Source organism: Rhodococcoides kyotonense, assembly GCF_900188125.1.
GTDB lineage: Bacteria > Actinomycetota > Actinomycetes > Mycobacteriales > Mycobacteriaceae > Rhodococcoides > Rhodococcoides kyotonense.
Map to the genome: position 1 here is coordinate 319,294 of NZ_FZOW01000001.1, position 20,981 is coordinate 340,274.

Annotated in this window: 18 protein-coding genes; 8 read left to right on the top strand and 10 right to left on the bottom strand. The window is 64.9% G+C overall.

The window, feature by feature from the left end:
* Window positions 1–110: 110 nt before the first annotated feature.
* Both CHB96_RS01440 and CHB96_RS01445 read right to left on the bottom strand, forming a co-directional pair.
* Window positions 111–2,783: a bifunctional acetate--CoA ligase family protein/GNAT family N-acetyltransferase gene (locus tag CHB96_RS01440; RefSeq protein WP_089242771.1), complete on the bottom strand. Its 2,673-nt coding sequence runs from the start codon at window positions 2,781–2,783 to the stop codon at window positions 111–113.
* A complete protein-coding gene (locus CHB96_RS01445) occupies window positions 2,776–4,047 on the bottom strand; it encodes an acetoin utilization protein AcuC (protein WP_089242772.1) in 1,272 nt (423 codons plus the stop codon). The genes CHB96_RS01440 and CHB96_RS01445 overlap by 8 nt, the downstream gene beginning before the upstream one ends.
* A 159-nt stretch (window positions 4,048–4,206) precedes the next feature.
* On the opposite strand from CHB96_RS01445, the gene CHB96_RS01450 reads away from it, so the two are divergent.
* Window positions 4,207–4,893, top strand: a complete 687-nt coding sequence (locus tag CHB96_RS01450; protein ID WP_089242773.1) for an iron-dependent transcriptional repressor DtxR — start codon at window positions 4,207–4,209, stop codon at window positions 4,891–4,893.
* Window positions 4,894–4,961: 68 nt separating this feature from the next.
* Window positions 4,962–5,954 (top strand): UDP-glucose 4-epimerase GalE, encoded by a 993-nt coding sequence (gene galE, locus CHB96_RS01455; protein ID WP_089242774.1) that lies wholly within the window; start codon window positions 4,962–4,964, stop codon window positions 5,952–5,954.
* 5 nt (window positions 5,955–5,959) lie between these two features.
* Here the strand turns inward: galE and CHB96_RS01460 are convergent, their stop codons facing one another.
* From CHB96_RS01460 to CHB96_RS01475, 4 genes are all read right to left on the bottom strand, one after another.
* Window positions 5,960–7,093: a DUF4192 domain-containing protein gene (locus CHB96_RS01460; protein ID WP_089243050.1), complete on the bottom strand. Its 1,134-nt coding sequence runs from the start codon at window positions 7,091–7,093 to the stop codon at window positions 5,960–5,962.
* A gap of 150 nt (window positions 7,094–7,243) precedes the next feature.
* Window positions 7,244–7,891, bottom strand: a complete 648-nt coding sequence (locus CHB96_RS01465) for a hypothetical protein (RefSeq protein WP_089243051.1) — start codon at window positions 7,889–7,891, stop codon at window positions 7,244–7,246.
* A 256-nt stretch (window positions 7,892–8,147) separates the two neighbouring features.
* The gene (locus tag CHB96_RS01470) at window positions 8,148–8,774 is read right to left on the bottom strand and encodes an MBL fold metallo-hydrolase (protein ID WP_089242775.1); all 627 of its coding nucleotides are present in this window, start codon (window positions 8,772–8,774) and stop codon (window positions 8,148–8,150) included.
* Window positions 8,771–9,856 carry an S-(hydroxymethyl)mycothiol dehydrogenase gene (locus CHB96_RS01475; protein ID WP_089242776.1) on the bottom strand — a complete coding sequence of 362 codons (1,086 nt, stop codon included), beginning with the start codon at window positions 9,854–9,856 and terminating at the stop codon, window positions 8,771–8,773. The genes CHB96_RS01470 and CHB96_RS01475 overlap by 4 nt, the downstream gene beginning before the upstream one ends.
* Before the next feature lie 151 nt (window positions 9,857–10,007).
* Here CHB96_RS01475 and sthA point away from each other — a divergent pair, with 151 nt between their 5' ends.
* The 4 genes from sthA to CHB96_RS01495 all read left to right on the top strand — a co-directional run bounded on the left by sthA (window position 10,008) and on the right by CHB96_RS01495 (window position 16,367).
* The gene (gene sthA, locus CHB96_RS01480; protein WP_089242777.1) at window positions 10,008–11,441 is read left to right on the top strand and encodes a Si-specific NAD(P)(+) transhydrogenase; all 1,434 of its coding nucleotides are present in this window, start codon (window positions 10,008–10,010) and stop codon (window positions 11,439–11,441) included.
* Between the two features lie 164 nt (window positions 11,442–11,605).
* Complete coding sequence (locus CHB96_RS01485) at window positions 11,606–12,556, top strand: proteasome assembly chaperone family protein (protein WP_089242778.1); 951 nt, start codon at window positions 11,606–11,608, stop codon at window positions 12,554–12,556.
* Between the two features lie 215 nt (window positions 12,557–12,771).
* Window positions 12,772–13,809, top strand: a complete 1,038-nt coding sequence (locus tag CHB96_RS01490) for an alpha/beta fold hydrolase (protein ID WP_089242779.1) — start codon at window positions 12,772–12,774, stop codon at window positions 13,807–13,809.
* 47 nt (window positions 13,810–13,856) lie between these two features.
* Window positions 13,857–16,367 carry a DEAD/DEAH box helicase gene (locus tag CHB96_RS01495; RefSeq protein ID WP_089242780.1) on the top strand — a complete coding sequence of 837 codons (2,511 nt, stop codon included), beginning with the start codon at window positions 13,857–13,859 and terminating at the stop codon, window positions 16,365–16,367.
* A gap of 3 nt (window positions 16,368–16,370) precedes the next feature.
* Here CHB96_RS01495 and CHB96_RS01500 read toward each other — a convergent pair whose 3' ends face one another.
* Window positions 16,371–17,291: a hydrogen peroxide-inducible genes activator gene (locus tag CHB96_RS01500; protein WP_089243052.1), complete on the bottom strand. Its 921-nt coding sequence runs from the start codon at window positions 17,289–17,291 to the stop codon at window positions 16,371–16,373.
* A gap of 41 nt (window positions 17,292–17,332) precedes the next feature.
* Between CHB96_RS01500 and CHB96_RS01505 the strand changes: the two genes are divergently transcribed.
* Window positions 17,333–18,010 (top strand): PhzF family phenazine biosynthesis protein, encoded by a 678-nt coding sequence (locus CHB96_RS01505; RefSeq protein ID WP_089242781.1) that lies wholly within the window; start codon window positions 17,333–17,335, stop codon window positions 18,008–18,010.
* On the opposite strand, the gene CHB96_RS01510 is transcribed toward CHB96_RS01505, so the two are convergent.
* A complete protein-coding gene (locus CHB96_RS01510) occupies window positions 17,997–18,656 on the bottom strand; it encodes a hypothetical protein (protein ID WP_089242782.1) in 660 nt (219 codons plus the stop codon). The two genes, CHB96_RS01505 and CHB96_RS01510, sit on opposite strands and share 14 nt — an antisense overlap.
* Before the next feature lie 143 nt (window positions 18,657–18,799).
* Here CHB96_RS01510 and CHB96_RS01515 point away from each other — a divergent pair, with 143 nt between their 5' ends.
* Entirely contained in the window at window positions 18,800–19,021 is a 222-nt protein-coding gene (locus tag CHB96_RS01515) for a hypothetical protein (RefSeq protein WP_089243053.1), read from the top strand.
* Here the strand turns inward: CHB96_RS01515 and CHB96_RS01520 are convergent.
* Complete coding sequence (locus CHB96_RS01520) at window positions 19,005–20,264, bottom strand: aminotransferase family protein (RefSeq protein WP_089242783.1); 1,260 nt, start codon at window positions 20,262–20,264, stop codon at window positions 19,005–19,007. The genes CHB96_RS01515 and CHB96_RS01520 overlap by 17 nt on opposite strands.
* Window positions 20,265–20,278: 14 nt before the next feature.
* Window positions 20,279–20,941 (bottom strand): Pr6Pr family membrane protein, encoded by a 663-nt coding sequence (locus CHB96_RS01525; protein ID WP_089242784.1) that lies wholly within the window; start codon window positions 20,939–20,941, stop codon window positions 20,279–20,281.
* Between the last annotated feature and the right edge of the window lie 40 nt (window positions 20,942–20,981).

Consider the following 20,981-nt stretch of genomic DNA (forward strand, 5'->3'; position numbering starts at 1 on the left):
CAGGTGGCGCCGCGGTGAGGATTCCCGCGCGCTCCACCGCGAGGCGGTGGCCGGTCCGGCTTTCTCTCCCCCTCTTGGGAAAGTCGGCCCGGCCTCCTCTCGGAAATCCGCTACCGCAGTCGTCGCGGACCTAGATCGTTTCGGGTCGGTTCGGGACCGAGACGTAGCCGCGCATCGGTGATCTGAGCACCGTTCGCCGACGCGAGAACGGGCTCGCACGCCAACTCCCTGATCTCCGGAATGTCGTCGGCCATGGCAGACACCCGCTGGACCAGGTCCACCAAGGCACTCTTGTTCACCGGAACCGCGTTGCGGTAGCCGGACAACAGAGGTGCTGCTTTCGGCGCGTCGATCAGTTGAACCGACTCGTCCTCGGTCAACGGCAGTACTCGGTAGGCACGATCGCCCAAGAGATCCGAGATCACGCCGGCCAAGCCGAACGAGATCAGCGACCCGAAGGACGGGTCGTCCTGAACACGAACGACGCAGCCGATCCCCTTGGCTGCCATCTTCTGTACGTGCAGCAGCGGTTCGCCGGAATCGGCGGCAAGAACGCGATACGCGGCTCGGACAGCGTCCCCACTGGTCAGATCGAGGCGAACTCCCCCGAGGTCAGGTCGGTGGCGCCACTGCTCCCCCGTCGCCTTCATCGCGACCGGATAACCCAGATCCTCGGCAGCCTCCACCGCTTCGTTCTCGTCCGTCACCGCTCGGAACTCGACGACGTCGATGCCGTAGCACGACAGCAGTTCGGCGGCTTCGAAATCGGACAGCCACCGATTCTGCCCGGCCAAGCCACGAACGAGGGCCGTCGCACGCTCGGTGTCGATGCCGTTGGGGCGGACGGGTGAGGATGCAGGCCTGCTTCTCCACGCGGCGTAGCGCCACGCCTTCCCCAGCGCCGTGACGGCACGTTCAGGGCTCGAATACGACGGTACGGACCCGCGAATTGGATGGCCCTCGTCACCGCGGACGGCAAGGACGTCCGGAATGCCTTCCGTCGCGAGGAACGTCGTCAGGACCGGCTTGTCGGCTCCGCGCACGGCCGCTCCGAGCGCCTCGGCGAACGGTTCCACCGTCACCGCCACAGGAGGAACGAACACGACGATGACCGAATCCACGTCGTCGGCGGCCAGCGCGTCGGCCACCGCACGTGCGAATTCCTCGGGACCGGCTTGTGGTCCGACGTCGATGGCAGCGCCTGCGTGCAGGCCCTCGGCGCGCGCTGCGTCGACCGCGAGCACACCGAGCGCAGTCGAGTTTCCGACGACCGCGACACGGGGGCCGGTCGGCAACGGCTGGTACCCGAACAACACTGCGCAGTCGAACAACTGCGCAATGGTGTCGACCTGGATGACACCCGCTTGTTCGAACAACGCCTTGACGATGGTGTCGTCGATGTCGGGACCGGTGGCAAGTGCAGGAGGAACCGCACCACGCCCACTCTTGACGGCGACGATCGGTTTGGTGCGCGCGACGCGTCGGGCGATACGCGTGAACTTGCGTGGGTTACCGAAACTTTCGAGGTACAGCAGAACGACGTCGGTGGCCGGATCGGAATCCCAGTACTGCAGGAGATCGTTGCCCGACACGTCGGCCCTGTTTCCCGCCGACACGAAGGTCGACAACCCCAGGCTCCGCTTGGCCGCCTGATCGAGAATCGCGATACCCAACGCTCCCGACTGACAGAAGAATCCGACGCGCCCCGGCATCGGAAGGTGCGGTGCCAATGTCCCGTTGAGCGCGAAGTCGAGGTCGGTATTGGCGACGCCGAGCGCATTGGGGCCGATCAGTCGCATCCCATGAGCTCGCGCAGCACGGACCAGACTTCGTTCCTTCTCCTGACCTGCGACACCGGTCTCACCGAACCCTGACGACACGACGACGAGCGCCTTGACGCCTTTGTCGAGACAGTCGTCGAGGACCTCGTCGATAGCCTCGGCTGGGACCGCAGCGATTGCCAGGTCCACCGAATCGGGGATGTCGTGAACCGTCGGATACGCCCGGACGCCCCGCACCGACCGGTGGTCGGCGTTGACGGGATACACCGGTCCCGTGAACCCGGCCGCGAGCAGATTCGCCAGTACCGCGTTGCCGACTTTGGAACTGTCGGTCGACGCGCCGATCACGGCAACGGAGCTGGGGCTCAACATGTTTCGCACACTGCGCGCCTCGGCAGCACGTTCGCGCGAATTGCGCACCGACAGAAGGGCTTCGCTGGGGTCGATCGCGAATTCCAGTCGTAGAACACCGCCTTCGAAGCTCCGGCTGACCTGATAGCCGGCCTCGCGGAACACGGTGACCATGTTTCGGTTCTCGGCGAGCACCTCGGCGACGAACTTCTCGACGCCGTTCTCGGCCGCCGCTCCGCCCAGATGTTCGAGCAGAATCGGCCCCAACCCTCGACCCTGGTGCGCGTCGGCGACGACGAACGCCACCTCCGCAGAGTTGCCGTCACCCTCCGGAAGTCGCTCGTATCGACCGACGGCGATGATGTCGTCGCCGAGGATGGCCACGAACGCCACCCTCGACCGATGATCGACCGTCGTGAAGTTGAGGACGTCGCGCTGCGGCATCGTGGGGTACGGCCCGAAATACCGCAGGTATCGGGTGCGTTCGGACAGCCGGCTGTGAAACGCGACCAGCGCGTCGGCGTCGGACGGCACGATCGGGCGAAGGTGCACGACGCCACCATCCGATGCCAGGACGTCGGCGACCCAATGTTTCGGGAACGACGTCTCGGCCTTCAGTCGTTCGCGGTCTTTCGCCGTGGGTTCAGTCACGTGGATCTTCCGGGTCGAGGCCGAGCAGCGGGAACGCCGCGCGGCGGGTTGCGAGAATGGCGGAGTCGACGCGCTCGAGAGCACGATCGGGTGCATCGGTCCCGCCCGCGGCCGCACCACCGGGGCCGTCCCATGCGGGATAGTCGACGTCGCCCCCGTCCCCCATCACCTGAGGCAGGTCGATGCTCGGAGCCAAGGACCTGACCTGTTCACGCCATGAGTCCGGCAGAGCGAGCATCGGGTCGACGGGGCGACCCAGTGCCGCGGCGATCAGATGGGTCCACGCGCGAGGCACGACGCGAACCAACCCGTACCCACCACCACCGACAGCGATCCAGCGTCCTTCGGAATGCTCGTCGGCGAGATCGCGCATCGCCAGGAACGCCGCGTTCTGTCCGTCCACCGTGAGCGCCAGGTCCGCCAGCGGATCCTCGCGATGGCTGTCGACGCCGCACTGGCTGACGATGATCTGCGGCTTGAACGCGGCGATGGCACCAGGCACGACGGCGTGGAATGCGCGCAGCCACAACCTGTCTCCCGTACCGGGCAGGAGCGGCACATTGATCGACATGCCTTCGGCAGCGCCCGATCCGACCTCCGTGGACCACCCCGTGTTGGGCCACAGTGTGGCCGGGTGCTGGTGCAGCGACACGGTCAACACTCGCGGGTCGCCGAGGAAAGCATGTTGCACACCATCGCCGTGATGGGCATCGACGTCGACATAGGCGATGCGATCGAAACCGTTGTCCAGCAGCCACGAAATCGCGATCGCCGCGTCGTTGTAGACGCAGAATCCCGACGCCCAATCCGGCATCGCGTGATGCATTCCTCCGCCGATGCTCACCGCTCGTCGTGCTCTGCCCGCCGCGACCTCACGCGCGGCTGCCAGAGTGCCGCCGGTCAGCATCGCGCTGGCTTCGTGCATCTGCCGGAACACGGGATTGTCGTCGGAACCAAGACCGTGCTCCACCGAATCGGGGTGCAGGATCGACAGCCCTTTGTCGGGTGCACGTTTGACTGCCTCGATGTACGCGGGCGTGTGGATGCGCAACAGTTCCGTGTCACTCGCGGCCGTCGGTTCGACGAGTTCGACGCCGTCGAGCACACCGATTCCACGTGCAAGCGCCATCGTCAGGTCGAGTCGCGTCGGGTTCATCGGGTGGTCGTCACTCCACCGATACGACAGGTAGTCGGAACTCCAGACGACGATGTCGTCGGCGACCGCCGCGTGGAAAGGGGGCGGTCCGGCCGCCGGGTCTGCCATGACGGCAACGCTACTTGTCGGCGTGACGCAGTGCGAGCAACGACCCGCATCGGCACGGGGTTACCGACCGGTACTCGGTCGAGGCACGCGGACCCGTCGACCTACGACGCCAATTCAGGCCAGGCGACGGTAGAATCGGCCAGGACGAAGGGGTTGAGTGTGAAGGATCTGGTCGACACCACGGAGATGTACCTCCGGACGATCTACGATTTGGAAGAAGAAGGCGTCGTGCCGCTGCGTGCACGCATCGCCGAGCGCCTCGAACAGAGCGGTCCTACCGTCAGCCAGACAGTTGCGCGTATGGAACGCGACGGGCTGCTCTCGGTTGCGGGCGATCGCCATCTCGAGCTGACGGAGAAGGGCCGCAGTCTCGCCGTGTCGGTGATGCGCAAGCATCGTCTGGCGGAGCGACTTCTGGTCGACGTCATCGGACTTCGGTGGGAAGACGTGCACGCCGAGGCGTGCCGTTGGGAACACGTGATGAGCGAGGAAGTCGAACGCCGTCTCGTCACCGTGCTGAACAATCCCACCACGTCGCCGTACGGCAATCCGATCCCCGGCCTGGAAGAGCTGGGGCTGGGCCAGCCCGTGGCACAGCACGAGGACCTGATCCGATTGACGGATCTACCGCACGGCCAGTCCACGGCCGTCGTGGTGCGCAGGCTTGCCGAGCACGTGCAGTCGGATCCCGAAGTCATCTCGCAGTTGCGTGATGCAGGCGTGGTTCCTGATGCACGGGTTACAGTCGAGGCGAAGGCTGGAACGGTCACGATCACCGTCCCCGGCCACGAAGGCATCGACATTTCCGAAGAAATGGCCCACGCGGTTCAGGTGAAGCAGGTTTAGGAAGACTCTCGTCGGACTCCGACGGCCTGTCCTCACCGACCGGCCGTCGGCCCGACGAGGAGCGGACAGTGAAACTTTTGGTGACCGGCGGCGCCGGCTACGTAGGCAGTGTGTGCGCCGCAGTGTTGGCCGAACGAGGACACGACGTCGTCGTCGTGGACAGTCTCATCACCGGCAATCGCGACGCCGTTCCGCCCCAGTGCACGTTCGTCGAGGCGGATATCAAGGACGTCGCGTCGTCGATCCTCACCGGCGCCGGTTTCGACGGTGTGTTGCACTTCGCGGCACAGTCTCTCGTCGGTGAATCGGTGGTCACGCCCGACAAGTACTGGTCCGGCAATGTCGTCACGACGTTGGCGCTGCTGGACGCCATGCGCGAATCGGGAACTCCCCGCCTCGTGTTCAGCTCGACCGCCGCAACCTACGGCGAACCCGAACAGACCCCGATCACCGAAGCCATGCCGACGGCGCCCACCAACCCGTACGGTGCCACGAAACTCGCGATCGACCATGCGATCACGTCCTACGCCAACGCCTACGGACTCGCCGCGACATCTCTGCGGTACTTCAACGTCGCCGGGGCGTACGCGGGATTCGGCGAGAATCGCGTCGTCGAGACACATCTCATTCCTCTCGTGTTGCAGACCGCGCTCGGCCAGCGCGCCAAGATCTCCGTGTTCGGCAACGACTGGCCGACTCCCGACGGCACTGCCGTGCGCGACTACATCCATGTCGCCGACCTGGCCGAGGCACACATCCTCGCCCTGGAATCGTCGGCGCCCGGATCGCACCGGATCTACAATCTGGGCAGCGGAACCGGATTCTCCGTGAACGAAGTCATCGAGGCATGCAAGAGGGTCACCGGGCTCGACATCCCCGTCGAGCAGGCTCCGCGACGCGCAGGCGATCCGGCCGTGTTGATCGCATCGAGCGAGCGTGCCATCGCGGACCTCGGGTGGACCCCTCGATTCACCGACCTCGACGTGATCGTCTCCGACGCGTGGACGTTCCTCCGCGACCTCGGCGACCGATCACATGCTGCCGCGAAAGCCACCATCTGAGCCGCTCAGGTAGTAGCCAGCGGTAGAGGTAACTCGACGCCACAGAGCTCGGCGGTCGCGTACCCACTGAACGCGACCTCACGAATGAGCTCGGGCCCTGCTCCCGCGGCGAGCGATCGCTCGAGCAACGTGGCGAGCGAATACTCGGCATCCGCCTCCAGCGCGATGTCGAGCGCCACCGTTGCGGTCGCACCGTCGCCCCTGGCGTAAGCGCTGAACGCGAGAAGTGTCGCGGCAGTAGCGCGTTCGGGTGCGGGTAGAACACGTGCGAGCTCCGACCACAGCATCTCGGCGACATAGGCGACGTCGGTCAGTACGAGCGCGAGCACGCTGTCGCGAACCATCACCCGGTTCAACGCGATTCCGATGCGTGCCGCCTCGTCCGGAGTCGGGTTCACTGCCAGTGGCGCATCGGGCGACACCGAGCCCGCCGACTGGATGAACTGCAGAATCTGCGTGAGCTGGGGCGCGTCGGACTCGGGTTGTTCGGCGCGTGCCTGTGGCATGAGCGCCGACACCCGACGGCTGACGTCGTCGTCGACCGGCCGGAGGACCTCGGCGAACGCCGCGCGGGACGGAAGTACCGAGCGCCCCTCCAACGCGTAGGCCAATGTGAGCGGCGAGGTCCGAGGGTCGGGGATCGTGCCCCAGTCGTCGTACCCGTCCAACGACGCCCATTCGGACCCCGCAGCGATCTCCGGTGTGAACAGCACTCGAAGTATGTCGGTGCCGCGCTCGGCGAACTCGTCCATCAAGCACTGTCCCAGAACCTGAAATCTCGTGTCGCACAAGAGACCTGTCTCGGGTACGGCTCGATCGTCGACGACGAAGGCGATCGCGTCGTGCACGTCTTCGTGGTGGCACTGAGCAGCGAAGCGGCCGATCACATCCATCATCCTGTCCGGGACGGCGTACAGAAACCCGCCGTCCACGGCGTGGCGCACGGGAATGTCGAGGTCGTGCCGCATGACGGTTCCGGCGGTGAACGTCCCTCGCGGATCGGTGTCGAGGCACATCACCACCAACGACCGTTGCGGGACGAAGCCGAGCATGGCGGGAAGTGCTGCGATCAACTCGCCGAGCGCGTCGAAGCTGACGGTGACGGGGGGTGTCGGTCGATCGTCGGAGTGTGTGGTCATGAGATCGAGACTGGCCCCGACCGGCAGACCGGAGTCTCCCGTCACCAGGGGCGGAACGGACCCCTGTGGAACGCCACGTCACCTGTGGACAACCCGCCACGGCGGCCCGAAAAACCACGTCGGTGTGTCGGCACCCTGTGGTACTGCGAGTCAGCCTGCTTTGACCTTCTGCACCGCAGCGGTGAACAGCTCGTCGAGCGTGGCCGCGTCGGGTGCGGAGTCGTCGAACGACATGTAGGTCGCAGCAACCCGCGTTCCGTCGATCTGGGCCATCAGCGTCAACATCGACTGGGTGACCGTTTCGGCACCCGAACCCGACGACACCGTCTGCTTGACCGCGAGGGTGTCGTCCGCATCGATGGGCGGCGCCGGAGTGATCGTGGACCGAATGGTGGAGGTGGCACCGGATTTGGTGGCCTCCACCTCGGCGCACGTGGTCAGCTGCTCTTCACGAGCGGACAACGGCTCGTCGACGGCGGTGAGTTCTATCGAGATGGTCGCGCGGTTGGCGTTGTCCGTACCCACGACGAGTGCGGCCGACGTCGGGTCGACCGGCTTACAGCCCGCGGGACTCACCTCGGCTCCGGCCGGAATTCCGGTGAGGTCGGGCAATGCCTGACTGATCGCCTGCGGCGGCAGCACGATCGCGTCGTACGGCGCCGGGAACTGCGACGGGTCGATCAGGAGAGCATTCAGATCGGCGTCACCGGTGTCGGTGTTTCCGGGCACCGCGGACGCGTCGGCGCTGCTCGGCGACGGTGTACCTGCCACGTTCGAGCCGCAGCCTGCGAGCGCCAGCGTTGCGATCGCACCGAAGGCGAGCAGTATCGGTCGAGAGGTCGATACGGAACGGCGCAACACGGAAAGGACCTCCAACGGTCTACGGCGGGTTTGTCCGTTCCACCTTCTCATTCGGGGAGGTTGCCGGGCGGGAGGCACGCGGAGAGGCGGCTGCTCCGCCCCTACGTGCGTAGTCGGCGCCGAGACCGACTACGCACGCAAGGACCGAAGCAGAGCCTGCAGACCGATCCCGTCTGCACAGTGCGCAGCTGTATCAGCTTCCGCGTTTGATCCATTCCTCCAGGTGCGGCGATTCCTCGCCGATGCTGGTGCCGTCGCCGTGGCCGGTGTTGACCTTCGTGTCGGCGGGCAACGCGAACAACCGATCTCGAATCGATCCGATGATCGTCGGGAAGTCGGAGAACGACCGACCTGTCGCACCCGGACCTCCGGAGAACAACGTGTCCCCCGAGAACAACTGGCCCGCTTCGGGTACGTACAGGCACGTCGACCCCGGCGAATGTCCTGGCGTGTGCAACGCGACGATGTCGGTTCCCGCCACCGAGATCCGCTGAGAGTCTTCCAAGATGCCGTGCGATACACCCGGATGGGTCTGCTCCCACAGCACGTCATCCGCGGGATTCAGCAGAATCGGCGCATCAAGCGCACGGGAGAGTTCCGGTGCCACGGTCACGTGATCGTTGTGTCCGTGTGTGCACACGATCGCCTTGACCGTCCTGCCTGCGACGGCGTCGATGATCGGGCGGGCATCATGAGCGGCATCGACGATCACCACCTCGTTGTCGTCACCGATCAACCAGATGTTGTTGTCGACATCCCACTCACCGCCGTCGAGAGCGAACGTCCCCGACGTGACGACCTTGTCGATACGCAGGCTCATAGTTCGACCACCGACCGCAGCACCTCACCCTTGTGCATCTTCTCGAACGCAGCCTCGATGTCCTCGATACCGATCCGCTCGGTCACGAACTTCTCCAGCGGCAACCGCCCCTGCTCGTACAGATCCACCAGCAGCGGGAAGTCACGCTCGGGCAAGCAATCTCCGTACCACGACGACTTCAGCGATCCACCGCGCGAGAAGAAATCGATCAACGGCATCTCCAGCGTCATCTCCGGCGTCGGCACACCCACCAGGACAACCGTGCCCGCCAGATCACGGCCGTAGAACGCCTGCTTCCACGTCTCCGGACGACCCACCGCGTCGATGACGACGTCCGCACCGAACCCGCCGGTCAACTCCTGAATCGCTTCCACCGCATCGAGCGTCGACGCGTCGACGGTGTGCGTCGCACCGAGATCCTTCGCCCACTCGAGCTTGCCGGGATCGCGATCCACAGCGATGATCGTCGTCGCACCTGCGAGACGGGCACCCGCGATCGCCGCATCCCCGACGCCGCCGCACCCGACCACCGCGACCGAGTCACCGCGCGAGACGTTGCCGGTGTTCATCGCCGCACCGAGACCGGCCATGACACCGCAGCCGAGCAGACCGACGACCGCGGGATCGGACTCCGGATTCACCTTCGTGCACTGACCCTCGTGCACCAACGTCTTGTCCGCGAACGCACCGATCCCCAACGCAGGCGAGAGCTCCGTACCGTCCTCGAGCGTCATCTTCTTCGACGCATTGTGCGTGTCGAAGCAGTACCACGGCTTGCCCTTCTTGCAGGCCCGGCACTCACCACACACCGCACGCCAATTCAGCACCACGAAGTCGCCGACCGCGACGTGGGTGACCGCGTCACCGACAGTCTCGACGATGCCCGCGGCCTCGTGACCGAGCAGGAACGGGAACTCGTCGTTGATCCCGCCCTCGCGGTAATGCAGATCGGTATGACAGACCCCGCACGCGGAAATCTTCACCACGACGTCGTTCGGACCTGGATCCGGAATGACGATCGTCTCCAGAGAGACCGGCTCACCCTTCGCCTTCGCGACGACGGCACGCACCTGCTGCGGCATTGCATCCTCCACTTTCGACAGAATTTGTCCTTACATCAAGCCTTCCACAACTCATGCATGCGTAGCGACATACGCACCCGTCAGAGAGCTGTTCACGAGGATGTGACCCGCCCGGCATGCGAACTTTGCGTGAGCGGAGTACCTATGAGCCATGTCTGCAGCGATGGAGTACGACCTCGTCGTCATTGGTTCCGGCCCGGGAGGCCAGAAGGCAGCGATCGCGGCTGCGAAGCTCGGCAAACGCGTCGCCATCGTCGAGAAGGGCAAGATGCTCGGCGGCGTCTGCGTCAACACGGGAACCATCCCGTCCAAGACGCTGCGCGAAGCCGTGCTCTACCTGACCGGAATGAATCAGCGGGAACTGTACGGCGCGAGCTACCGCGTCAAGGCGAACATCACCCCCGCCGATCTCCTGGCACGCACGACCCATGTGATCGGCAAGGAAATCGAGGTCGTCAGATCGCAGTTGCTGCGTAACAGGATCGAACTCATCACCGGGACAGGCAGTTTCCTCGATCCACGCACGGTCGTCGTCGACGATGCGCAGCGCGGCGAGCGCATCACCGTCACGGCAAAGAACGTCGTCATCGCCACCGGAACGTCGCCGGCCCGGCCTGCGGACGTCGAGTTCGACGACTATCGGGTTCTCGACTCCGACGGAATCCTGAACCTCGAATTCATCCCGGCGTCGATGGTCGTCGTCGGTGCAGGTGTCATCGGCATCGAGTACGCGTCGATGTTCGCAGCCTTGGGCACCAAGGTGACGGTCGTCGAGAAGCGCGACACGATGCTGGACTTCTGCGACCGCGAGATCGTCGAATCGCTTCAGTTCCATCTTCGCGATCTGGCGGTCACCTTCCGCTTCGGTGAGGCGGTGACCGCAGTCGACGTCGGGTCGTCGGGCACGATCACCACTCTCGCCAGCGGTAAGCGCATACCGGCCGAGGCGGTCATGTATTCGGCGGGACGCCAGGGCCTGACCGATTCTCTCGACCTCGCGAACGCCGGACTGGAAGCAGACACGAGGGGAAGAATCTTCGTCGACGAGAACTTCCAGACCAAGGTCGATCACATCTACGCCGTCGGGGACGTCATCGGTTTCCCTGCGCTCGCCGCGACGTCGATGGACCAGGGCAGACTGGCCGCGTATCACGCGTTCGGCGAATCGAGCCAGGGGCTGATGGATCTGCAGCCGATCGGCATCTACTCCATTCCCGAGGTCTCGTACGTGGGTGCGACCGAAGTCGAACTGACGAAGAACTCGGTCCCCTACGAGGTCGGCGTGTCGCGATATCGCGAACTCGCGCGCGGACAGATCGCAGGTGACTCGTACGGAATGCTGAAACTCCTCGTGTCGACCGAGGACAGAACGCTGCTCGGCGTTCACATCTTCGGTTCCGGAGCGACGGACCTCATTCATATCGGGCAGGCCGTCATGGGGTGTGGCGGTACGGTCGACTACCTGGTCGACGCCGTGTTCAACTACCCCACTCTGTCGGAGGCGTACAAGGTCGCCGCGCTGGACGTCACGAACAAGATTCGAGCGCTACAGAACTTCGCCCAGCCGGCGCACCGCCAGGAATGACCCTCGTGGGAATGAACGAGGTGTTCCCCGCGTTCCCTTGATCGAATCGAGTCGCGCCCGCGGGTGCGCTTGGCAGGATCCCGCGTGGGTATTCTGACTCGAAGTCGGTTTCGCTTTCGACGCCGCTACGGCGACCGAAGGCGAGTCAGCGAAAGGGGTCCGCGATGGACGAGAAGTCGAGCATGTACGAACTGGAGTTTCCAGCTCCCCAGACCTCCTCCGGCGACGGCGTCGGCCCTGTCCTCGTGCACGGCCTCGAAGGCTTCTCCGACGCGGGCCACGCGGTCCGGCTTGCCACGCAGCACCTGCGCGACACGCTGGAGACGGAACTGGTCGCGTCGTTCGACGTCGACGAGTTGATCGACTACCGCTCGCGTCGCCCGACGATGACGTTCAAGGCCGACCACTTCTCCGACTACGACGCACCCGAGCTGAACCTGTACGCCGTCAAGGACAACGCAGGAGTGCCGTTCCTGCTGCTCGCTGGGATGGAACCCGACCTGCGGTGGGAGAAGTTCACGACAGCCGTGCGCTTGCTCGCGGAGCAACTGGGTGTGCGACGCACTATCTCTCTCGGGTCGATTCCCATGGCCATTCCGCACACTCGTCCACTCGGTGTGACCGCCCACTCGTCGGACAAGTCGCTGGTCTCGTCGGACCAGAGCTGGTCCGGCGAACTCCAGGTCCCCGGTAGCGTCTCGTCGCTGCTCGAGTTCCGACTTGCTCAGCACGGTCACGAGTCGATGGGATTCTCGGTACACGTGCCGCATTACCTGGCGCAGACCGACTACCCCGCCGCTGCCGAGACGTTGCTGGAAAATGTCAGTGAGGCAGGCGATCTGGACCTTCCGCTGGCAGCACTGGGGCAGGCAGCCGCGCGAGTGCGCGAGCAGGTCGACGAGCACATCACCGGCAACGAGGAAGTGCAGTCGGTCGTCCACGCGCTGGAGCGCCAATACGACACCTACGTCGCTGCTCAGGAACAGCAGTCGACGCTGCTCGCGAGCGACGAGCCGCTGCCGAGCGGGGACGAGTTGGGCGCGGAGTTCGAACGATTCCTGGCAGAACAGGGCGGATTCGATCCGGGAACGCACGAGAAGAACACCGACGACTGACATCACGAACCGACGCGTGCGCTCGTGTGTGAACGTTCACACGGGCGCACGCTTTCGTGTATGACCTGCACTGTCGTGGTCGAACCGAAACATACCTGTAACCCCGAATAGCGCTGATATGTCGCCGATTGCGCGTACTCGTGCGAGAGTCGTACTTGTAGTTGTCATTCGAATCGGTACGACCGAGGAACGCGCAAAGGGATCGGCGAGGCCACATGAGCAATCCACGCACGCGCAAGCTACGGCCCGTACCCGACGCCGAACCGCGCTTGGTCTTCAAGACCATCCACGGATACCGCAGGGCGTTTCGCATGGCCGGCGAAGGTCCGGCACTGCTGTTGATTCATGGCATCGGCGACAACTCCGAGACATGGCACGACATCGTCCCGCACCTCGCGCAGAACTACACCGTCATCGCTCCGGATCTTCTGGGGCACGGACAGTCCGACAAGCCGCGTGCCGACTACTCGGTCGCCGCGTACGCGAACGGCATGCGCGATCTGCTGTCGGTCCTGGGCATCGATCGTGTGACCGTCGTCGGACATTCGCTCGGCGGTGGCGTCGCGATGCAGTTCTCGTACCAGTTCCCGCACATGGTCGACCGACTCGTCCTCGTCTCGTCCGGTGGCGTGACCAGAGACGTCCATCCTCTGTTGCGTCTCGCGTCCATTCCCCTTGCCAGCGACGTCGTCAAGCTGCTGAGACTTCCGGGCGCGATGTCGGTGATGAGGCTGGCGGGAGATCTGGTCGGGAAGCTGAACAAGTCACCGCTACGGCCGGGCGCCTTGCTCCACGACACTCCGGATCTGGTTCGGGTACTCAGTGGGCTGCCGGACCCGACGGCCCACGAGGCGTACCTGAGGACGCTACGAGCCGTCGTCGACTGGCGTGGCCAGGTGGTGACGATGCTCGATCGGTGTTATCTGACCGAAAACCTGCCGGTACTGCTGATCTGGGGCGACCGCGACTCGGTGATTCCCATCGAGCACGCGCGTCTCGCTCATTCCGCGATGCCAGGATCGACCCTCGAGGTCTTCCGGCATTCGGGGCACTTCCCGTTCCGTGACGACCCGATTCACTTCCTGCACGTACTCGAACGCTTTCTCGCCTCGACTCCCCCGCTCGACTTCGACGAATCCCGCTGGCGAAATCTTTTGCTCAACGGTGTCGGTGAGGACATGATCACCGGCAGCGCCAGTACTCGCCTCGCCGTGCTCGGTGCCATGGGGTCCGACGAGCGCAGCGCCACCTGACACGGGGCGCCGACGCCTCCACCGGGCGCGACCCATAACCTGTAACAGTGCTTCTCACCGACCTCGTCCCTGAACCCACGACCGGTGAAGCGCAGGACCCGGACACTTTGTTCGACGTGTTCACCACATGGACATCCGATCGCGGCCTGACGCTGTACCCGGCGCAGGAAGAGGCGCTGATCGAATTGGTGTCGGGATCGAACGTCATCCTGGCTACACCCACCGGTTCGGGTAAGTCGATGGTCGCCGTCGGCGCGCACTTCGCGGCCATGGCGTCGGGAATTCGCAGTTTCTACACTGCGCCGATCAAGGCGCTCGTCAGCGAGAAGTTCTTCGCACTGTGTGACATCTTCGGCGCTCAGAACGTCGGAATGATGACAGGCGATGCGTCGGTCAACTCGGGCGCACCGATCATCTGTGCCACCGCCGAGATCGTCGCGAACCTCGCGCTGCGCCAGGGAGCCGACTCCGACATCGGCCAGGTGATCATGGACGAGTTCCACTACTACTCCGAGCCCGACCGCGGGTGGGCGTGGCAGGTCCCGTTGATCGAACTGCCGAACGCGCAGTTCCTCCTGATGTCCGCCACCCTCGGCGACGTCTCGTTCTTCCGCGACGACCTCACGCGCCGCACGGGCCGCGCGACGACGGTGGTCTCCGGCTCGGAACGCCCAGTGCCGCTGATGTTCTCCTACGTGACGACGCCGATCGGCGAGACCATCGAAGAACTCGTCGACACGCATCTGGCTCCCGTCTACGTCGTGCACTTCACGCAGGCCGCAGCCCTCGAACGTGCACAAGCGCTGACGAGCGTCAACGTCGCATCGAAGGAGGAGAAGGCTCGGATAGCCGAGGCGATCGGCCAGTTCAGGTTCACGACGGGCTTCGGCAAGACGCTGTCGAGACTGGTCCGCCACGGCATCGGTGTGCACCACGCGGGCATGCTGCCGAAGTACCGACGGCTGGTGGAGAAGCTGGCGCAGGACGGTCTGCTCAAGGTGATCTGCGGAACCGACACCCTCGGCGTCGGCATCAACGTTCCGATCCGCACCGTACTGTTCGCCGGACTGACCAAGTACGACGGTGTACGTACCCGCCAGTTGCGCGCACGTGAGTTCCATCAGATCGCGGGCCGAGCAGGCCGCGCCGGATACGACACGCTGGGTACCGTCGTCGTCGAGGCGCCCGAGCACGACATCGAGAACGCGCGACTCGTCGCCAAGGCCGGTGACGACCCGAAGAAGCTGAAGCGTGTGCAGCGCAAGAAGGCTCCCGACGGGTTCGTGTCCTGGGGCGAGCCGACGTTCGACAGAATCATCGCGGCCAGCCCGGAACCGTTGCAGTCGAGGTTCACGGTGAGCAACTCGACTTTGCTCAATGTCATTGCGCGCCCGGGCAATTGTTTCGACGCGATGCGTCACCTCCTGGAGGACAATCACGAGAGCAGGCCCGCGCAACGCAGACACATTCTGCGTGCCATCTCGCTGTACCGAGGCCTGGTCGCCGCCGGCATCGTCGAGCAACTCGACGAACCCGATGCCGACGGTCGTCGCGCACGGCTGACGGTCGATCTTCAGCCCGACTTCGCTCTGAACCAGCCGTTGTCGCCCTTCGCCTTGGCGTCGTTCGACTTGCTCGACGCCGAATCTCACACTCACGCACTCGATGTCGTGTCTGTCATCGAGGCGACGCTCGACGACCCTCGGCAGATCCTCATGGCCCAGCAGCATGCCGCGCGCGGCGAGGCGGTCTCGCAGATGAAGGCCGACGGGATCGAGTACGAGGAACGAATGGAACTGCTCGAGGAGGTCACGTGGCCGAAACCACTTGCCGACCTTCTCGTTCCGGCGTTCGAGATCTACCGAGGCGGACACCCGTGGCTGTCGGAGGTCGCTCTGTCACCGAAGACCGTCGTTCGCGACATGATCGAACGGTCGATGACGTTCGCCGAATTGATCAGTCACTACGGCCTCAGTCGATCCGAGGGACTGGTACTGCGCTACCTCGCCGACGCCTACCGCGCTCTGCGCCAGACGGTTCCGCCCGAGGCTCGTACGGAAGAGGTGCAGGACATCACCGAATGGCTCGGTGAGCTCGTTCGGCAGGTCGATTCGAGCCTGCTCGACGAGTGGGAGAACCTCACCGACCCGGGCGAGGAACCGGAGGCGAAACCCGAGGCATACGGCGGTGATTCGCCGAAACCGATCTCGGCCAACCCGCGCGCGTTCCGCGTCATGGTGCGTAACGCGATGTTCAAGCGTGTCGAACTCGCTGCGGCGCGTCGGTGGTCCGCGCTCGACGAACTCGACGACGGCCCGGACTGGGAAACCGAGCTGGCACCGTTCTTCGACGAGTACGGCGAACTCGGGACAGGGCCCTCGGCGCGCGGACCGGCACTGTTCGAGCTGTCCGTCGGCTCGCAGCAGACGACGGTGCGGCAGATCCTCGAGGATCCCGACGGCGACCACGGCTGGTCGCTGAATGCCGTCGTCGACGTCGACGAATCGAATGCGTCCGCCGAGATCGTGTTCGACGAGATCACGATCACCGCAGGCTGACCCCTACGTCCCGAGCCCGGTTCCGACGGCCGAGATCAGCGTCGCGACAGCCGCGTATTCGTCGGCCCGCGCGCTGGATCCTCGGTGTACGAGCCCCATCGTTCGACCAGGCTTGGGATCGGCGAACTCGGCGATCCCCAAGGCGCCCTTGCTCGTTTCGACCGCGACGGCCGACCTCGGCACGAGCGTCACACCCAAACCGCCTGCAACGCACTGCACGACCGTGGCCAACGACGTGGCACGGGTGTCGCCGGCGGCGGGCGCAGCGTCCACGGACCGGCACAGGTCGAGCGTCTGATCACGCAGACAGTGCCCGTCGTCGAGCAGCAGGATCGGTTGGTCGACGAGCGCCGACAACGGCAAATCCTTCCGCCCGTCGAGCTCGTGTCCAGCGGGCACGATCAGGACGAAATCCTCTGTGTAGAGCGGTAATTCGACGACACCGGGCTCCTCGGTGGGCACCGCGACGACAGCGGCCTCGATCGCACCGGCACGCAGGGACGCCAGGAGCCGCTCGGTCTGATCCTCGACGATGAACGGTGCCAGGGATGGATACTCGGCACGCAACGCGGGCAGTAGTGCGGGAAGTACGTACGGGGCGACCGTGGGAATCAGCCCGAGACGAAGCGGTCCGGACAGACCGCCGCCCAATCCCGATGCCTCGGCGACGAATCCGTCCGCCGCCTCCAACGTGGCGCGCGCACGGTCGAGCAACTGCGTCCCGGCCGTCGTCATGAGCACTTTGCGTGTACTGCGCTCGACCAACTGAACACCGAGGCCCTGCTCCAACGATGCAAGGGCCTGAGACAGCGTCGGCTGACTCACCTTCAACCGCGTCGCCGCGGTGCCGAAATGTCGATGCTCGGCGACAGCGACGAACGCGCGCAACTGCGACAGCGTCGGTTGATAGTTCTGATCGACCATGTCCATCAGTGTATTGACACGATTCGGTAGATTCTCTGTCCATGAGCATCGAGGTTGCGGTCGTCCGTGTGTTCACCGACGAGAACGGCCGGCACGGAAACCCGCTGGGCATCGTGCAGAGCCAGGCGGTCGCACCGTCCGATCGACAATCGCTCGCCGCCGAACTCGGCTTCAGCGAAACGATTTTCGTCGATCACGACGGCGGCGCCACCGCCTCGGCAACCATCTACACGCCCGCCGTCGAACTGCCCTTCGCCGGGCACCCCACCGTCGGGCTGTCCTGGTGGCTTCGTGAACAAGGCCACCCCGTGGACACGCTCGTCGTGCCTGCCGGAGACCTGAAGGTCACGTACGTCGACGACGTCACCTCGGTGCGCGCCCGCGCCGACTGGGCTCCGCAGTTCACGCTGCACCGAGTTGCCACGGCCGACGACGTCGACGCAACCGATCCATCGACGTTCACCGAAGGACATCACTACGTGTGGTCCTGGACCGACTCCGATCGCGGCGTCATCCGCTCGCGAATGTTCGCACCCTCCATGGGCGTCGGCGAGGACGAGGCGACGGGCGCTGCAGCCGTCCGCATCACCGAAGCCGTGGGCCGCGGTCTCGTCATCCACCAGGGCCGCGGGTCTCGGCTGACCACCACCTACCCCGGCGACGGATGGATCGAACTCGGTGGACGAACGGTCGCGGATCCCACGATCACCGTGCGCTGACGGTTCCTCCGACGGGAACGTCGACCGCAATCTCGGCGCCGAGGGTCACGCCGTCCGCCAGCGGCAGACGATCTCCGCTCCAGAACTTGCCTGGATCGAACCAGTTGGCTTTCTTGTTCCCCGTGAGCAGGCCCATCGAATCATAGGTCGACGCAACGACTTCCGCGCAATACGCGGTCTCGACTGCCGCGGCGGGAGCCTCCCGCCGGACGAGCGACGGCACCCGCCCTTTGAACCATCGACCCGCAAGCTTCGCCGTCGTCGGAAACGCAGTACCGTCCATGCGCGCGATCGTGCGCATCAGTGCGTCCTCCTGCTCACGCGTGACAGCAGACCCCAATTGACGCAGCCAGCACCGCTGCTCGTACTTGGTGACCCACTGCACCACAGCCGCACGGAGATCGTGCAACTGAACGCCGCGCTGAAAGTTGCCGGTCCACATGTCCTGCAAGGACTTTCCCAATTCGGCGTGCCACATCAGAGGCGGCAGGTCGTCGACGACGACGGCCATACCGACGTGGTTGACCGGACTGTTGGTCAGCGTCTGGATCGCACGATCGGCAGCCGAGTGCCCACGAAAGATCCAGATGTCCCCGGTCCTGGTCGCATTCACCGCGGTGTCCAGGTCGATTCGCGACGCAGTCATGCGCTCCAGACTAAATGGCTCGTTCCTGCAGGCTCCACTCCTAGCCTGATTGGGTCGTTCCTGCAGGCTCCACTCCCGGCCTGATTGGGTCGTTCCTGCAGGCTCCACTCCCGGCCCGAATGCCTGCGCAGTACGGTGAAGCAGTGAAGCTCTGGAAGATCCTGGGACTCGCCGGAGTGGCGGGCGTCGCGGCCACCGGCGCACTCGTCGTGAAGTCGGAACGCGCGCGGCGCGCCTACGCACCCGACGAGGTACGGCAGCAGTTGCACAAACGATTCGAGGAAGCCTCGCCGGTCGCCGACGAGGCCCCGACCCCACCGACGCGGTTGCGCCGGTTGCGCGCCCGGTTCAGCCGAGAGCGCTGAGAATACGTCCGGCGAGCTCCTCGACCTCGGCATCGGTCATCACGAACGACGGCGAGATCTGCATGGCACCTTGGCCCGCGGCCCGCCCGGACACTCCGTGCTCACGCAGCGTCTTGACGAACGGCAATGCCTCGGCCGGGTCGACGAGTTGCACCGCTGCGACGGCACCGAGCCCGCTGCGGATCTCCTGCACGCGCGGGTGGGCCGCGAGCGGTGCGAGATGAGTGTGCAGCGACGCCTCGAGCCTCGCGGATTCCTGCAGCAGATTCTCGCGTTCCATGATGTCGAGGGTCGCCATCGCGGCAGCCGCTGCTCCCGCATGACCGCCGTAGGTGTAGCCGTGCCGCCACCACACTCCCCCGGCGAAGAACGGCTCGGCGATGTGCGGGGCGATGAAGACCGCACCCATCGGCACGTACCCCGACGTCAGCCCCTTGGCCGTCGTCATCAGATCCGGTTGCAGGTCGAACCGCGTGGACGCGAACCACGAGCCACCGATGCGGCCGAAACCCGTGACGACCTCGTCGGCGACGAACAGGACGTCGTTGTCGCGGCAGATCTGTCTCACTTCCTGCAGGTACCCCTCCGGCGGCAGATAGATCCCGCCTGCGCCGATGATGGGCTCGCAGAAGAATGCGGCGATCTTGTCGGCGCCCACTTCCTCGATGAGGGCGAGCAGGCTTTTCGCGTCGTCCCACGCCACCGTACGGGCGTCGGGCATCAGCTCGCCGTAGTTCTCCCGGTTGACGGGAATTCCGGCCAGCGCGGTGCCGGCTACATGCATGCCGTGGTAGGCCTTCTGCCTGCCGACGATCAGCTTCTTGTCCGGCTTGCCTGCTTCGTGCCAGTAGCGTCGTGCGAGCTTCGCAGCAGTGTCGATCGAGTCCGATCCACCCGACGTGAAGAAGATCTTGCTGCCGGCGACCGGGGCGATTTCACCGAGACGCTCTGCGAGCGCGAGTGTCGTCTCCGGAACGAAGTCACCGAAGTTCGAGTAGTGCGCCAGCGACCCGAGCTGCGTGGCCACGGCGTCGGCGATCTCGCGGCGGCCGTGACCGACGTTCGTGAACCACAGCCCCGCCGTCGCATCGAGGTATTTGTTGCCCTCGCGGTCCCAGATGTAGGCGCCGTCGCCTCGCGAGACGACGAACGGGCCGCCCGAGGTCACCGCGCCCATGTCGGCAAACCCGTGCCACAGCGCGGAATGAGTGGATTCGTAGGTCGGCTCGGCCGCAGTAGACATGAGTCAGAGCTTAGTCAGACAGGCTGGGGCTGCTGTGAGCCGTATCTCCACCTGGCACCGAGCCGACCGACGGCGTTCACTGCCAGAGCCATCAACACGAAAGCCACTGTCAAGACGATCAGGCCGATCACCAAGGCGACGTAACCCTGCGTGCGTGGGTCGAGAAACGGATACGGATACCAGTCGACGATCGGGCCGCGCACGAGACTGTAGATGCCGTACACGAGCGGAAAGATCAACCAGGTCAACGCCCGGGCGTCACCGATGCGCCGACGGCTCGGCGAGACGACCCAGTCGATCAGCATCACCACGGGCATGATGCGATGCACGACGTTGTTGGTCCACGCGTCCGCCACGCCCACATCGATGTTCGACAGCAGTACCGCGTAGATGATGCCGGTGATGACCATGTACAGCGTGACGGCGCCGCGAATCAACTGCCACCCGAGCTGCTGCGGGTCGACGATGCCACCGACGAGCAGCACGACGACAGTGAGGACGTTGGACAGCACGGTGAAGTAGCTGAAGTAATTGACGACCGAGAAAGTCGGCACGGCAACGCCGTCGACCAGAATCGATGCAAGCGCGGCGACGGTCAGCGCCGCGAACACAACTCGCAGAACACGAACGAGTGCGCCGGTGTGCTCGGCCGAATCGTTGTCCGTGACGACAGTCATAGCCGATTTTTGCACAGGTTGGATCGGTAACGCGGTCCAC

Excerpts from the sequence above, each read along its gene's own strand:
- CHB96_RS01445 (WP_089242772.1), bottom strand. The coding sequence starts at position 4,047 with ATGGCAGACCCGGCGGCCGGACCGCCCCCTTTCCACGCGGCGGTCGCC.
- CHB96_RS01460 (WP_089243050.1), bottom strand. The coding sequence starts at position 7,093 with ATGACCACACACTCCGACGATCGACCGACACCCCCCGTCACCGTCAGC.
- CHB96_RS01470 (WP_089242775.1), bottom strand. The coding sequence starts at position 8,774 with ATGAGCCTGCGTATCGACAAGGTCGTCACGTCGGGGACGTTCGCTCTC.
- CHB96_RS01475 (WP_089242776.1), bottom strand. The coding sequence starts at position 9,856 with ATGCCGCAGCAGGTGCGTGCCGTCGTCGCGAAGGCGAAGGGTGAGCCG.
- sthA (WP_089242777.1), top strand. The coding sequence starts at position 10,008 with ATGTCTGCAGCGATGGAGTACGACCTCGTCGTCATTGGTTCCGGCCCG.
- CHB96_RS01485 (WP_089242778.1), top strand. The coding sequence starts at position 11,606 with ATGGACGAGAAGTCGAGCATGTACGAACTGGAGTTTCCAGCTCCCCAG.
- CHB96_RS01490 (WP_089242779.1), top strand. The coding sequence starts at position 12,772 with ATGAGCAATCCACGCACGCGCAAGCTACGGCCCGTACCCGACGCCGAA.
- CHB96_RS01500 (WP_089243052.1), bottom strand. The coding sequence starts at position 17,291 with ATGGTCGATCAGAACTATCAACCGACGCTGTCGCAGTTGCGCGCGTTC.
- CHB96_RS01505 (WP_089242781.1), top strand. The coding sequence starts at position 17,333 with ATGAGCATCGAGGTTGCGGTCGTCCGTGTGTTCACCGACGAGAACGGC.
- CHB96_RS01510 (WP_089242782.1), bottom strand. The coding sequence starts at position 18,656 with ATGACTGCGTCGCGAATCGACCTGGACACCGCGGTGAATGCGACCAGG.
- CHB96_RS01520 (WP_089242783.1), bottom strand. The coding sequence starts at position 20,264 with ATGTCTACTGCGGCCGAGCCGACCTACGAATCCACTCATTCCGCGCTG.
- CHB96_RS01525 (WP_089242784.1), bottom strand. The coding sequence starts at position 20,941 with ATGACTGTCGTCACGGACAACGATTCGGCCGAGCACACCGGCGCACTC.